Here is a 13,348-nt window from a genome sequence, read left to right on the forward strand (position 1 = left end):
CTGGACCCTCTTTAGAATTGCCGGCACGCGGCCAGTGCCCGCTTTTCCGCGTGTGTTGCGGGCGTGCGCCGGCGGTTCTCATCGAGTGTTCCTCACATCAGGAGACGAGCATGTCCGCTGTACCCGACGAAGTTCTCAAATATGTCGCCAACGCCAAGGACGACGATCCTCAGGAAACCGCCGAGTGGCTCGATGCGCTCGACGGCGTGATTTCCGCGGTCGGTCCTGATCGCGCGCACTACCTGATCGAGAAACAGATCGAATTCGCTCGCGTGCATGGCGAGCACCTGCCGTTTTCGGCGAACACGCCGTACATCAACACGATCCCCGTCGCTTCGCAGGCGAAGATTCCGGGCGATCAGGACATCGAACACCGCATCCGCTCGTACACCCGCTGGAACGCCATCGCGATGGTGCTGCGCGCGGGCAAGGACACGAACGTCGGCGGTCACATCGCTTCGTTCGCATCGGCCGCGACGCTCTACGACGTCGGCTTCAATCACTTCTGGCACGCGCCTTCGAAAGATCACGGCGGCGACCTCGTCTTCGTGCAGGGCCACTCGTCGCCGGGCGTCTATTCGCGCGCGTTCCTGCTCGGCCGCCTGACCGAGAAGCAACTGAACAACTTCCGCCAGGAAGTGGGCGGCGAGGGCATCTCGTCGTATCCGCATCCGTGGCTGATGCCGGATTTCTGGCAATTCCCGACCGTGTCGATGGGCCTCGGCCCGATCATGGCGATCTATCAGGCGCGCTTCATGAAGTACATGGCCGCGCGCGGCATGGCGAAGACCGAAGGCCGCAAGGTCTGGGCGTTCCTCGGCGACGGCGAAACGGACGAGCCGGAATCGCTCGGCGCGATCGGCATGGCCGGCCGCGAGCGTCTGGACAACCTCGTGTTCGTCATCAACTGCAATCTGCAGCGACTGGACGGCCCGGTGCGCGGCAACGGCAAGATCATTCAGGAACTCGAAAGCGAATTCCGCGGCGCCGGCTGGAACGTCATCAAGGTCATCTGGGGCAGCCGCTGGGACGCGCTCTTTGCACGCGACAAGACCGGCGCGCTGATGCGCCGCATGATGGAAGTCGTCGACGGCGAGTACCAGACGTACAAGTCGGAGTCGGGCGCGTTCGTGCGCGAGCACTTCTTCAACACGCCGGAACTCAAGGCGCTCGTCGCCGACTGGTCCGATGACGACATCTGGAACCTGAACCGCGGCGGCCACGATCCGCACAAGATCTACGCGGCCTTCGACGCAGCGACCAAGACGAAGGGCGCGCCGACCGTCATCCTCGCCAAGACCATCAAGGGCTATGGCATGGGCGAGCATGGTCAGGCGATGAACATCACGCACCAGCAGAAGAAGCTGCCGATCGACACGCTGAAGAAATTCCGCGACCAATTCCGTCTGCCGCTTACCGACGAGCAGATCGCCGACGTGCCGTATCTCACGTTCGAGGAAGGCTCGAAGGAACTCGAATACATGCGCCAGAAGCGCATGGACCTGGGCGGCTATCTGCCGACGCGCCGCGAGAAGGCCGAATCGCTGCCGGTGCCGGCGCTGTCCGCGTTCGAGCCGCTCTTGAAGGGCACGGGCGAAGGCCGCGAAATCTCCACGACGATGGCGTTCGTGCGGATCCTCAACATCCTGCTGAAGGACAAGGCGCTCGGCAAGCGCATCGTGCCGATCGTCCCGGACGAGTCGCGCACGTTCGGCATGGAAGGCCTCTTCCGCCAGATCGGCATCTGGAATCAGGACGGCCAGAAGTACATCCCGGAAGACTCCGACCAGCTGATGTTCTACAAGGAATCGGAGACGGGGCAGATCCTGCAGGAAGGCATCAACGAAGCGGGTGGCATGTGTGACTGGATCGCGGCCGCGACGTCGTACTCGACGCACGGCGAGATCATGATCCCGTTCTACATCTTCTACTCGATGTTCGGCTTCCAGCGCATCGGCGATCTGGCGTGGGCCGCGGGCGACATGCGTTCGCGCGGATTCCTGCTGGGCGGCACCGCTGGCCGCACGACGCTGAACGGCGAAGGGCTGCAGCACGAAGACGGCCACTCGCTGCTGTGGGCGGCATCGATTCCGAACTGCGTGAGCTATGACCCGACGTTCGGTTACGAACTCGCCGTCATCATGCAGGACGGCCTGCGCCGCATGGTCGCGGACCAGGAAGACGTGTACTACTACATCACCGTGATGAACGAGAACTACGAGCATCCGGCGATCCCGCAAGGCGATGCCGTGGCTTCGGACATCATCAAGGGCATGTACGCCTTCAAGAAGGCCGATGCGCCGGCCAAGGCGCACGTTCAGTTGATGGGCGCGGGCACGATCTTCAACGAAGTCATCGCCGCGGCTCAACTGTTGAAGGACGACTGGGGCGTCAGCGCCGATCTGTGGAGCGTGCCGAGCTTCACCGAACTGGCCCGCGACGGTCAGGCGTGCGAGCGCTGGAACCTGCTGCATCCGACCGAAGAGAAGAAGCTGCCGCACGTCACGGCGCTGCTGAAGGACGCGAAGGGCCCGGTGATCGCATCGACGGATTACATCCGCGCGCTCGTCGACCAGATTCGCGGCTATGTCCCGCAGAAGTTCGTGGTGCTCGGCACCGACGGCTATGGCCGCTCGGATACGCGCGAAGCGCTGCGCCACTTCTTCGAAGTCGACCGCTACTGGGTGACGCTGGCTGCGCTCAACGCGCTGGCCGACGAAGGCACGATCGAGCGCAAGGTCGTCGCCGAGGCGATCAAGAAGTACAACCTCGACCCGTCCAAACCCAACCCGATGACCGTCTAAAGGCATCGCCCCCGTGCGTTGTGACGCGGCCTCTTTCCGAAGCGGAAGGAGGCCCGCGTGCGACCCAGGAGACACTAATAATGAGTCAAGCGATCGAAGTCAAAGTGCCGGACATCGGCGATTTCAAGGACATCCCCGTGATCGAGGTGCTGGTCAAGGTGGGTGATACGGTCGAACCCGAGCAGTCGCTCGTCACGCTCGAATCCGACAAGGCCACGATGGACGTGCCGAGCTCGGCAGCGGGCGTCGTGAAGGAAGTGAAGGTCAAGGTCGGCGATAACGTGTCGGAAGGCTCGCTCATCGTCGTGCTGGAAGGCGGCGCAGGCGGCGCGGCCGCACCGGCGCCCACGCCCGCGCCGGCGGCACCGAAGGAAGTGCCCTCGGATGCGCCCGCGAAGCCCGCGCCCGCGCCGAAGGAAGCGCCGTCCGCGCTCGCGCAGGCGCCTGTCATTCCCGCCGGCGACGGCTCGCGCACGTCGAGCCACGCGTCGCCGTCGGTGCGCAAGTTCGCGCGGGAACTGGGCGTCGATGTGTCGCGCGTGCGCGGCACCGGGCCGAAGAACCGCATCACGCAGCAGGACATCACCGCGTTCGTGAAGGGCGTGATGTCGGGACAGGGCGCGGCGCCTGCGGCTGCGGCGCCGGCTGGCGGTGGCGGCGGCGAACTCGGCCTGTTGCCGTGGCCGAAGATCGACTTCACGAAGTTCGGTCCGGTCGAGCCGAAGCCGCTCTCGCGCATCAAGAAGATCTCGGGCGCGAACCTGCATCGCAACTGGGTGATGATCCCGCACGTCACGAACAACGACGAAGCCGACATCACCGAGCTCGAAGAATTGCGCGTGAAGCTCAACAAGGAGCACGAGAAATCGGGCGTGAAGTTCACGATGCTCGCGTTCGTCATCAAGGCCGTGGTCTCGGCGCTGAAGAAGTTCCCGGACTTCAACGCGAGCCTCGACGGCGACAACCTCGTCTTCAAGCAGTACTACCACATCGGTTTCGCGGCCGATACGCCGAACGGCCTCGTCGTTCCGGTGATCCGCGACGCGGACAAGAAGGGCCTCGTCGATATCGCCAAGGAAATGGCGGAACTGTCGAAGCTCGCGCGCGAGGGCAAGCTGAAGCCCGATCAGATGCAGGGCGGCTGCTTCTCGATCTCGTCGCTGGGCGGCATCGGCGGGACGCACTTCACGCCGATCATCAACGCGCCCGAAGTCGCGATCCTCGGTCTGTCGCGCGGCTATCAGAAGCCCGTGTGGGACGGCAAGCAGTTCGTGCCGCGCCTCACGCTGCCGATGTCGCTGTCGTATGACCATCGCGTCATCGACGGCGCGGCCGCGGCGCGCTTCAACGCTTATCTGTCGGCGATTCTGGGCGATTTCCGTCGCGTCATTCTCTGATCTGCTGATCTGGCCGACGGCGGAACCTCGGACGTTCGTCCGAGGTTCCATCCGCATATCTCTTAGGGGACAACATGAGTCTCGTCGAACTAAAAGTACCCGACATCGGCGACTTCTCCGATGTCGATGTCATCGAAGTCAATATCAAAGCCGGCGACGTCATCGAAAAGGAACAGGGCGTCATCACGCTCGAAACCGACAAGGCCACGATGGAAGTGCCCGCGGATGTCGCGGGGACCATCAAGGAAGTGAAGGTCAAGCAGGGCGACAAGGTGAGCCAGGGCTCGGTCATCGCGATGATCGAAACCGCCGGCGCTGCGGCCGCGCCATCGCCGGCTCCGGCTCCGGCTCCGGCTCCCGCCGCTGCGCCCGCACCGGCTGCGGCTTCGGGCGGCGGCGTGCAGGACGTGAAGGTGCCGGATATCGGCGACTTCAAGGACATTCCCGTCATCGAAGTGCATGTGAAGCCGGGCGATACGGTCGAGAAGGAGCAGTCGCTCATCACGCTCGAATCCGACAAGGCGACGATGGACGTGCCGTCGCCTGCCGCCGGCACGGTCAAGGAAGTGAAGGTGAAGGTCGGCGACAACGTGTCGGAAGGCACGCTGGTTCTGACGCTCGAAGGCGGCGCGTCCGCTGCGGCGCCTGCTCCCTCGCCCCAGAAAGCGGCGCCGGCAGCCGCGCCGACGCCCGCGCCGCAAGCAGGCAGCTACGCCGGCGCGGCCGATGTCGAATGCGACATGCTCGTGCTCGGCGCCGGTCCCGGCGGTTATTCGGCGGCATTCCGTTCCGCCGATCTCGGCATGAAGACCGTGCTCGTCGAGCGTTATTCGACGCTCGGCGGCGTGTGTCTGAACGTCGGCTGCATTCCGTCGAAGGCGTTGCTGCACACGGCGCTCGTCATCGACGAAGCGGCCGAGCTCGCGGCGCACGGCATCAGTTTCGGCGAGCCGAAGGTCGATCTCGACAAACTTCGCGGCTTCAAGGAAGGCGTCGTCAAGAAGCTGACCGGCGGTCTCGCGGGCATGGCGAAGGCGCGCAAGGTCCAGGTCGTGACGGGCGTCGGCGCGTTCGTCGATCCGAATCACATGGAAGTGAACGGCGCGGACGGCAAGAAGGTCGTCAAGTTCAAGCAGGCGATCATCGCGGCGGGTTCGCAGGCGGTGAAGCTGCCGTTCTTCCCGGACGATCCGCGTGTCGTCGATTCGACCGGCGCGCTCGAACTGCGCCAGCTTCCGAAGCGCATGCTGGTGGTGGGCGGCGGCATCATCGGGCTGGAAATGGCGACGGTGTATTCGACGCTCGGCGCGGACATCGACGTCGTCGAAATGCTCGACGGCCTGATGCTCGGCGCGGACCGCGATCTCGTGAAAGTCTGGGAGAAGTTCAATTCCAAGCGCTTCACGAACGTGATGCTCAAGACCAAGACGACCAAGGCGGAAGCCAAGGAAGACGGCATCTATGTGACGTTCGAAGGCGAGAAGGCGCCGGCCGAGCCGCAGCGCTACGACCTCGTGCTGCTCGCGGTCGGCCGCAGCCCGAACGGCGGCAAGATCGGCGCGGACAAGGCGGGCGTCGCGGTGACGGATCGCGGCTTCATCAACGTCGACAAGCAGATGCGTACCAACGTGCCGCACATCTTCGCGATCGGCGATCTCGTCGGCCAGCCGATGCTCGCGCACAAGGCCGTGCACGAAGGCCACGTCGCGGCGGAAGCGGCGCACGGCGAGAAGGCGTATTTCGACGCGCTGCAGATTCCGTCCGTCGCTTATACGGATCCGGAAGTGGCGTGGGCCGGCAAGACGGAAGAGCAGTGCAAGGCCGAAGGCATCAAGTTCGGCAAGGCGGTGTTCCCGTGGGCCGCGTCGGGCCGCGCGATCGCCAACGGCCGCGACGAAGGTTTCACCAAGCTCATCTTCGATGAAGAGACGCATCGCGTGATCGGCGGCGGCATCGTCGGTCTGAATGCGGGCGATCTCATCAGCGAAGTGTGTCTCGCGATCGAGATGGGCGCGGATGCGACCGACATCGGCAAGACGATCCACCCGCACCCGACGCTCGGCGAATCGGTCGGCATGGCCGCCGAGTTGTACGAAGGCGTGTGCACGGACTTGCCGCCGCAGCGCAAGAAGTAAGCGTCCGCAGTTACAGAAGAAAGGCGCGCTCCTTGACCGGAGCGCGCCTTTTTGTTTGTGGGATTCACGAGCAATAGGCGACAAAAAACCCGGCGCGATGGCCGGGTTCTTCGTGATTCTTGCTGCATCGGCCGGGCAGGGGCCCGGCGGCAAACTTACGCAACCGACTTCTTGGTGGCGCGGGCAGCTTGCTCGGTCGCTTGCGTAGCGGCCTTCGTCGCAGCCGTAGCGGCAGCGTTGAAGTTGCTTTCAGCAATTTCGACAGCTTGCTTCGTTGCCTTGTGAACCGTTTCGTACGTCGTGTTGGCGGCGGTGATGGCCGACTTCATGACGGCGACGGCGGTTTCCGAACCGGCCGGTGCGTTCTTCGCGACGTTGTCGACGAGCGTTTGGACCTTGCGGTTCTGTTCTTCGTACTGCGCTTCCGCGACGCGGGCGAATTCGGCTTGCGTGGCCGACGCGATTTCATACAGGTGACGGCCGTACGACAGCACCTTTTCCGCGACCGGCTGGGTCAGGCTGGCTTGCAGGGCGAGCAGTTCCTGCGCGTCCTTCACCGACAGCGCGCGCTGTGCGTTTTCCTGGCTTTCGGCCAGCGTGGACTTCACAACTTGCAGGTTCAGTTCGACGAGCTTCTCAACGCCTTCGAACGCCTTGTTCGTGAGGCCGAACAGCGTGTCGAAGTTGGCTTTCTGTGCAGCGGCGATTTGCTCGGGGGTCAACAGCGTCATCTCAGGCTCCTGATGGCAGACCCATCAACGCGGGTCGTGGTTTGGGTAGATCCGGCGCGATATACCTGCCGGCTAGGTGCAACTGCGATTGGTGCGTCGCAACATGAGACCCATTTTAGAGATATTCCGATGGATGTCAAGCACTTTTTGTGCGCCGCACAATAGGCAGAAACCGTATGTTAAACAACAACTTACATGCCGATTGCGTGGTCGAAATAAACGTCCGTGGAAACCCTATGCACTCAAGCTGGGCATGGCTTCCGACACGCATCGGGCCGCATGTTCAACACGATCAAAGCACGGCTCGATGAAACTTTGATGTTCCGGCGACGCGGACAGCGCGGCTTCTGCGGCAATGCGGAAGCGAGATATTTCTGAAGGTCGTCTTATTTTTAGGATGTCGCCGTACACCAAATTGTTGAAGAAACGTTAACATTTCGGCTGTCCGAGTTGTCTCGTGATCGTCTGTGCGCTCCGTTGGTGCTGACTCCCGTTCGTATCTCTGCGTTTTGTCTGATCCGATCCTCACGTTTCACTAAAGTCGTGGAAAGTTTTGCCGATAGTGCGTTTGTCGCGGTGTAGCAAAGCGCGTTTTGGGCAGCACTATTTCGCCGGGCCGATCGTTTTTTCCGATCGAGGCGGTTTTTTGTTCAGCAATACGCAATCACGGCTTACAACTCGGTTTAACGAGTGCCGATAAGTGCTTAATATTGCTTAAATTTCGTAGCTTCACTACACTTGGCGGTACCCTCCAGCCGCCCAACAGAACACTAATGAAAACCGAAATGTTTTCGTCGTTGAAGGTGGTGCATGGCGTGGCAGTGCGCTCGGCATTGTCCATCGCCGTCTCCATCGCAGTAGCGACGTCCTTCGCAGCGGCTCCGGCTGAAGCCCTCGCGAAGACCGCCACCCAAACCAAAACCGCAAAGAAATCCACCGCCAAGGCTGAAAAGCCCGCGCGCGTCGCCAAGACCACGCTGAAAGCGCCGAAGCCCGCGAAAGCGGCGAAAGTCGCCGCGGCCGATGACGACGATGACGCGCCGCGCGCATCGCGCAAGCGTCGCGCGTCGTATCGCATGGAAGCGCATTCGCGACGCGCCGCGGTGCACGCGGTTGCGTTCCAGCCGCGCGCGACGTCGGTTGGTCAGGCGTTCGGCCTGCACGATACCCCCGACAGCCTCGCGCTGCGTTCGAGCGTGGCTTACGTCGTCGACCAGAACACGTCCGAGACGCTCTTCGACAAGAACTCGCGCGCCGTCGTGCCGATCGCATCGATCACGAAGCTGATGACCGCGATGGTCGTGCTCGATTCGCACATGCCGCTGACCGATGAAATCACCGTCACCGACGAAGACCGCGACTACGAGAAGTTCACGGGTTCGCGCCTCGCGGTCGGATCTCAACTGAATCGCGAAGACATGCTGCACATCGCGCTGATGGCGTCGGAAAATCGCGCGGCGGCGGCACTCTCGCGCTATTACCCGGGCGGCCGTCCGGCGTTCATCGCCGCGATGAACGCGAAGGCCAAGTCGCTCGGCATGGTCGACACGCACTTCGAGAATTCCACGGGACTCACGAGCCAGAACGTGTCGAGCGCGCGCGACCTCGTGAAGATGGTCAACGCGGCGTATCAATATCCGCTGATCCGCAAGTTCTCGACCGACCGCAGCTACGACGTCTTCACCGGCAAGCGCAATCTCGCCTACAACAGCACGAACGCGCTGATCCGCAATGCTTCGTGGGACATCGGCTTGCAGAAGACGGGCTTCATCAACGAAGCGGGCGAGTGCCTCGTGATGCAGGCAACCGTCAACGGCCGTCCGGTCGTCATCGTGCTGCTCGATTCGTACGGCAAGTATTCGCGCTTCGCCGACGCGGGCCGTCTGCGTTCGTATCTCGACACGCTCGGCGAGCCGCATATCATGAGCGCGGACATGGGCAGCGGCGCAAATCCTTGAGCGCCTGATCTTCGCTGATGCAAAAGCAAACGGGATTCGTCGAAAGACGAATCCCGTTTTGACATGCGGCGAAGAAATCAGCGATGCGCGTGTTGTTGCGCGTCGGAAGCTGCCTCTTCCGGGTGATATCCCAGCGATTGCGAGATCTCGAGCGCCGTGTGGCTCAATTGTTTCAGCCAGGCGTCCTGCAGACGATCGGCGGGCGCGGACAGCGACAAGCCGGCGACGAGGCGTCCCGTATCGTCGTAAATGCCCGCCGCGATACAGCGCACGCCGAGTTCGAGTTCCTCGTTGTCGCGCGCGCACGCCTGCTGGCGCACCAGCGACAGTTCGCGCTCGAGTTTCGAGAGATCGGTGATGCTGTTCTGCGTGTGGCCGGAGAGACCGGTTCGCATCGCATACGCGCGTACGCGCGCGGCTTCGTCGGCGGCGAGAAACAGCTTTCCGACCGACGTCAGATGCAACGGCGCGCGGCCGCCGATCGCACGCACGACCTGCATGCCCGAGCGCTCCGAGTACGCGCGCTCGATATAGACGATCTCGTCGCCTTGCCGCACGGAAAGATTGACGGTCTGCCCGGTCTGCCGATGCAACTCGCGCATCGGCGGCATCGCGGCTTCACGCACCGAAAGACGCGCCTTGACGAGATTGCCGAGCTCCAGCAAGCGCATGCCGAGGCGATACGTGCCGGGGTCCGACCGGTCCACGAGCCGGCATAGCACCATGTCGTTCAGAATGCGATGCGCCGTGGATGGGTGCAGATCGGTGCTCTGGGCGAGTTCTTTCAGGCTGACGGGGTCAGTGTGATCGGCGAGGGCGTCGAGAAGACGCATCATGCGCTCGATCACCTGAATGGAGGTTTTGGATTCCGGGTTCGTATCGCTCATCGTGAAAAATCGGTTGATGCGTCAAACAGCGGAATGGGGATTGTATCTCATAATGTGAAAAAAGCGAACGCTTCGCCAAAACAATGCGCTCTCAGATGACGTCGATGGCCAGCGAGAAGCCCGTCGCGCGGGACTTATCAAGGATAATCGGCGCTGCGTTCACATCATTCCACAAACAGGAAACGCCCCAATGCGAGTCGGATTATTCGTGACATGTCTCATCGACATGATGCGCCCGGAAATCGGCTTCTCGGTCATCAAGCTGATCGAGCAGGCGGGTTTCGAAGTCGTCGTGCCGCCGTCGCAGACCTGTTGCGGCCAGCCTGCCTACAACTCGGGCGATCGGCCGCTCGCCCGCGATCTCGCCGAAAAAACGCTGCGCGAATTCGAGCAGTTCGACTATGTCGTGGTGCCGTCCGGTTCGTGCGGCGGCATGATCCGCGCGCACTACGGCGATCTCTTTCGCGACGATCCGCAATTGATGAGCCGCTTCGCGCGCCTTCAGCCGCGCGTGTTCGAACTGACCGATTTTCTCGTGAACGTCGCGAAGGCGCGCATGGAGCCGGGCGTGTTCGACGGCATGGTGACGTATCACGATTCCTGCTCGGGTCTGCGCGAACTCGGCGTGAAATCGCAGCCGCGCGAGCTGCTCGCCCAGGCAGGCGTGCCCGTGACCGAGATGGCCGGATGCGAGCATTGCTGCGGCTTCGGCGGCACCTTCGCGGTGAAGTACGGCGACATTTCGACGGCGATCGTCGATGAGAAATGCGCGAACATCAAGGCGAGCGGCGCGGATACCGTCGTGCTCGGCGACCTCGGCTGCATGCTGAACATCGAAGGGCGCCTGCGCCGCACCGGCGATACGTCGACGCGCGTGCTGCATATCGCGCAAGTGCTCGCGGGCGACGCGGCGCGTCGCGCCTGAAGGAGACAAACGGATGCAAGTCCAGACGATGCACTTCAAGGCGCGCGCGGGAAGCAAGCTCGCCGACGAGCGCCTGCAGCAGAATCTCACCAAGCTCTCGACCAAGTTCGTCAGCGCGCGTGCGAGCGCGGTGCGCGACATCGACTTCGAGGCAACGCGCGCCGCGTTGAAGGAGCGCCGCAATCGCGCGCTCGAGAATCTCGACGTGTGGCTCGAAACCTTCGAGCGCGAGGCGACGCGTCGCGGCGCGACCGTGCTTTACGCCGAAACGACGCAGGCCGCGGCGAAGCTCGTCGCGGACATCGCGCGCAAACACGATGTGAAGAAGGTCATCAAGACCAAGTCGATGGTCTCGGAAGAGATGCAGTTGAATCGCGTGCTCGGCGAGATGGGCGTGCAGTCGATCGAGACCGATCTCGGCGAATACATCCTGCAGATCAACGACAACGAGCCGCCGAGCCATATCATCGCGCCGGTCGTGCATAAGGATAAGGAGCAGATCGCGGATCTCTTCGCGAAGACGCACAACAAGCCACGCCTCACCGACATCCCGGAGATGACGCGCGAGGCGCGGGAAGTGTTGCGGCCGCATTTCATGTCGGCGGACATGGGCGTGACGGGCGGCAATTTCCTGATCGCGGAGACGGGGTCGGTGGCGGTCGTCACGAACGAGGGCAACGAAGGCATGTGCACCGTGATGCCCCGCGTGCATGTCGTGGTGACGGGCATCGAAAAAGTGCTGCCGACGCTCGAAGATCTCGCGACCGCGATGCGCCTCCTGCCGCGCTCGGCGACCGGTCAGACGATCTCGAATTACTTTTCGCTCTTGACCGGACCGCGCGCGGCCGACGAGACGGACGGGCCCGATCATATGTACTTCGTGCTCGTCGATGGCGGCCGCACCGGGCTTATCGGCGGCGAGTTTCAGGAGATGCTGCGCTGTATCCGCTGCGGCGCGTGCATGAATCATTGCCCGGTCTATCAGAAGATCGGCGGACATGCGTATGGATGGGTGTATCCGGGACCGATGGGCTCGGTGCTGACGCCGGCTTATGTCGGCATCGACAAGGCGCTCGATCTGCCGCAAGCCGCAACGCTTTGCGGCGAGTGCAACAGTGTTTGTCCGGTCGGCATTCCGTTGTCGGATCTGCTGCGCAAGCTACGCGAGAAGCAGATGGAGCGTCGGCTGCGTCCGTGGAACGAGCGCGCCGCGCTCGCGGCGTGGGGCTATCTCGCGAAGCGGCCGCTCGCCTATGCCCTTTTCACGAAGCTCGCGGTGCGCGTGCTCGAACGCATCGGCGGCAACAAGAAGACGATTTCACGACTGCCGTTCGGCGCAGGATGGACCGACACGCGCGACATGCCCGCGCCAGTCGGGCGCACATTCCGGGAGCTGTACAAGGCGCAGCATTCGCATCTCGGATAAAACAAGGCCGCGCCGGATCTTTCGATCGGGCGCGGCCTTTGTCGTCGAAGCGCTTTTATCCGCCGTACCGTCCCAGGAAGCCGCGCGAATTGCCGCCCTGCGAATTGCCCCCACCGCCATTCGCGGATGGTGGCGGGGCGCGATTCGGTCCCGGCGGCCGACCGCCCACGGACTGAGGCGCCGGCGAGTTGCCTGCTTGCGGGGGCTGCGCTGCCGGAGGACGGCCGCCGCCTGCTTGCGGTGGCGGACCGTTCGGATGTCCGCCGCCCGCCTGCGGAGGCGGGCCGCCCGGACCCCGGTCGCGCGGCGGATGCCCGCCGCGCCATCCGCCCGGCGGCGGACGACGCCAGCCGGGACCATCGTCCCAATATCGGTTAGGCGGACCGTAGTAAATCGGGCCCGGCCCGGAGTAGTAACCGCCGCCTACGACGACGCCCGGCGGCGGGCCACCGTAGTATCCGTAGCCCGGGTCGTCGTAGACAGCAGGGTAGCCGCCGCCATAGGCCGACGCATCGGGATACGCCGCGCAACCACCGAGAAGTGCGGCAGACGAAGCAAGCAAGACACCAGCGACTGCGGATTTCATGATCGTGGGAAATTCTGTAGAACCATTACTGAATAAGACATCATCGGCGCGTGGATGTCGCGAACAACTTTGTAAGCCTTTATGACGGCAAGCTGTCATAAAGGCGCGAGCGGTCGCGACGTTCATCAAAACGGCTTGTTGTCCCGGGCGCAACAATCCTTTGCTTTTCAACGGCTTTTTAAGGTCGGGACAAGTCCGTAAAATTCGAAATGTCCATCAGTGGGTTCCCTTGATCCGATGCCCGCTGCGACACATCGACCAAAGGCAGTCCCATGAGAAAGACAATATCGACCTACTGGCCCGTCGCCATCCTGCTTCCGATCGCGCTCGCGTTCTGCATGCACGCCGGCGAGGGCAGCGGCGCGGCAATGCGCCATGAAGAAACCAGCGTGGCGGGCGTGAGCGCAGAACTGGCGCGCGCGATTTCGCTCGGCTTCGTCGACGACGAAGACGCACAACCCGCTGCCGTCTCGGCGGAAAAGACGCTCTGATTCGCCGG

Annotated in this window: 10 protein-coding genes; 7 read left to right on the top strand and 3 right to left on the bottom strand. The window is 63.0% G+C overall.

Translation table 11 applies throughout. The features are described from left to right. Positions 1-110: 110 nt before the first annotated feature. The 3 genes from aceE (at position 111) to lpdA (ending at position 6,336) form a co-directional block, all read left to right on the top strand. Positions 111-2,804, top strand: coding sequence for a pyruvate dehydrogenase (acetyl-transferring), homodimeric type (gene aceE, locus NCT05_RS06100; protein WP_034472145.1), 2,694 nt, complete (start codon positions 111-113; stop codon positions 2,802-2,804). A gap of 80 nt (positions 2,805-2,884) precedes the next feature. After that, positions 2,885-4,201, top strand: a complete 1,317-nt coding sequence (aceF, locus tag NCT05_RS06105; RefSeq protein WP_250501912.1) for a dihydrolipoyllysine-residue acetyltransferase — start codon at positions 2,885-2,887, stop codon at positions 4,199-4,201. Between the two features lie 74 nt (positions 4,202-4,275). Further along, a complete protein-coding gene (lpdA, locus tag NCT05_RS06110; RefSeq protein WP_250501913.1) occupies positions 4,276-6,336 on the top strand; it encodes a dihydrolipoyl dehydrogenase in 2,061 nt (686 codons plus the stop codon). A 155-nt stretch (positions 6,337-6,491) separates the two neighbouring features. On the opposite strand, the gene NCT05_RS06115 is transcribed toward lpdA, so the two are convergent. After that, positions 6,492-7,067, bottom strand: coding sequence for a phasin family protein (locus tag NCT05_RS06115; protein WP_008350468.1), 576 nt, complete (start codon positions 7,065-7,067; stop codon positions 6,492-6,494). A gap of 773 nt (positions 7,068-7,840) precedes the next feature. On the opposite strand from NCT05_RS06115, the gene pbpG reads away from it, so the two are divergent. Further along, complete coding sequence (gene pbpG / locus NCT05_RS06120) at positions 7,841-9,025, top strand: D-alanyl-D-alanine endopeptidase (protein WP_033537204.1); 1,185 nt, start codon at positions 7,841-7,843, stop codon at positions 9,023-9,025. Between the two features lie 77 nt (positions 9,026-9,102). Here pbpG and NCT05_RS06125 read toward each other — a convergent pair whose 3' ends face one another. After that, positions 9,103-9,912, bottom strand: a complete 810-nt coding sequence (locus NCT05_RS06125) for an IclR family transcriptional regulator (protein ID WP_008350464.1) — start codon at positions 9,910-9,912, stop codon at positions 9,103-9,105. Between the two features lie 190 nt (positions 9,913-10,102). On the opposite strand from NCT05_RS06125, the gene NCT05_RS06130 reads away from it, so the two are divergent. Together NCT05_RS06130 and NCT05_RS06135 are read left to right on the top strand one after the other, a co-directional pair. Further along, on the top strand, positions 10,103-10,837 hold the full coding sequence (locus NCT05_RS06130) for a (Fe-S)-binding protein (RefSeq protein ID WP_034472139.1): 735 nt from the start codon (positions 10,103-10,105) through the stop codon (positions 10,835-10,837). A 13-nt stretch (positions 10,838-10,850) separates the two neighbouring features. Then, positions 10,851-12,263 carry a lactate utilization protein B gene (locus NCT05_RS06135; protein ID WP_250456455.1) on the top strand — a complete coding sequence of 471 codons (1,413 nt, stop codon included), beginning with the start codon at positions 10,851-10,853 and terminating at the stop codon, positions 12,261-12,263. Between the two features lie 55 nt (positions 12,264-12,318). On the opposite strand, the gene NCT05_RS06140 is transcribed toward NCT05_RS06135, so the two are convergent. After that, the gene (locus NCT05_RS06140) at positions 12,319-12,849 is read right to left on the bottom strand and encodes a hypothetical protein (protein WP_008350459.1); all 531 of its coding nucleotides are present in this window, start codon (positions 12,847-12,849) and stop codon (positions 12,319-12,321) included. Positions 12,850-13,121: 272 nt separating this feature from the next. Between NCT05_RS06140 and NCT05_RS06145 the strand changes: the two genes are divergently transcribed. Next, positions 13,122-13,340: a hypothetical protein gene (locus NCT05_RS06145; RefSeq protein WP_008350456.1), complete on the top strand. Its 219-nt coding sequence runs from the start codon at positions 13,122-13,124 to the stop codon at positions 13,338-13,340. Positions 13,341-13,348 lie beyond the last annotated feature (8 nt).

The organism is Caballeronia sp. AZ7_KS35 (assembly GCF_023631045.1).
Taxonomy (GTDB): Bacteria; Pseudomonadota; Gammaproteobacteria; order Burkholderiales; family Burkholderiaceae; genus Caballeronia; species Caballeronia zhejiangensis.

Excerpts from the sequence above, each read along its gene's own strand:
- NCT05_RS06130 (WP_034472139.1), top strand. The coding sequence starts at position 10,103 with ATGCGAGTCGGATTATTCGTGACATGTCTCATCGACATGATGCGCCCG.
- aceF (WP_250501912.1), top strand. The coding sequence starts at position 2,885 with ATGAGTCAAGCGATCGAAGTCAAAGTGCCGGACATCGGCGATTTCAAG.
- NCT05_RS06140 (WP_008350459.1), bottom strand. The coding sequence starts at position 12,849 with ATGAAATCCGCAGTCGCTGGTGTCTTGCTTGCTTCGTCTGCCGCACTT.
- NCT05_RS06125 (WP_008350464.1), bottom strand. The coding sequence starts at position 9,912 with ATGAGCGATACGAACCCGGAATCCAAAACCTCCATTCAGGTGATCGAG.
- NCT05_RS06145 (WP_008350456.1), top strand. The coding sequence starts at position 13,122 with ATGAGAAAGACAATATCGACCTACTGGCCCGTCGCCATCCTGCTTCCG.
- lpdA (WP_250501913.1), top strand. The coding sequence starts at position 4,276 with ATGAGTCTCGTCGAACTAAAAGTACCCGACATCGGCGACTTCTCCGAT.
- NCT05_RS06115 (WP_008350468.1), bottom strand. The coding sequence starts at position 7,067 with ATGACGCTGTTGACCCCCGAGCAAATCGCCGCTGCACAGAAAGCCAAC.
- aceE (WP_034472145.1), top strand. The coding sequence starts at position 111 with ATGTCCGCTGTACCCGACGAAGTTCTCAAATATGTCGCCAACGCCAAG.
- NCT05_RS06135 (WP_250456455.1), top strand. The coding sequence starts at position 10,851 with ATGCAAGTCCAGACGATGCACTTCAAGGCGCGCGCGGGAAGCAAGCTC.
- pbpG (WP_033537204.1), top strand. The coding sequence starts at position 7,841 with ATGAAAACCGAAATGTTTTCGTCGTTGAAGGTGGTGCATGGCGTGGCA.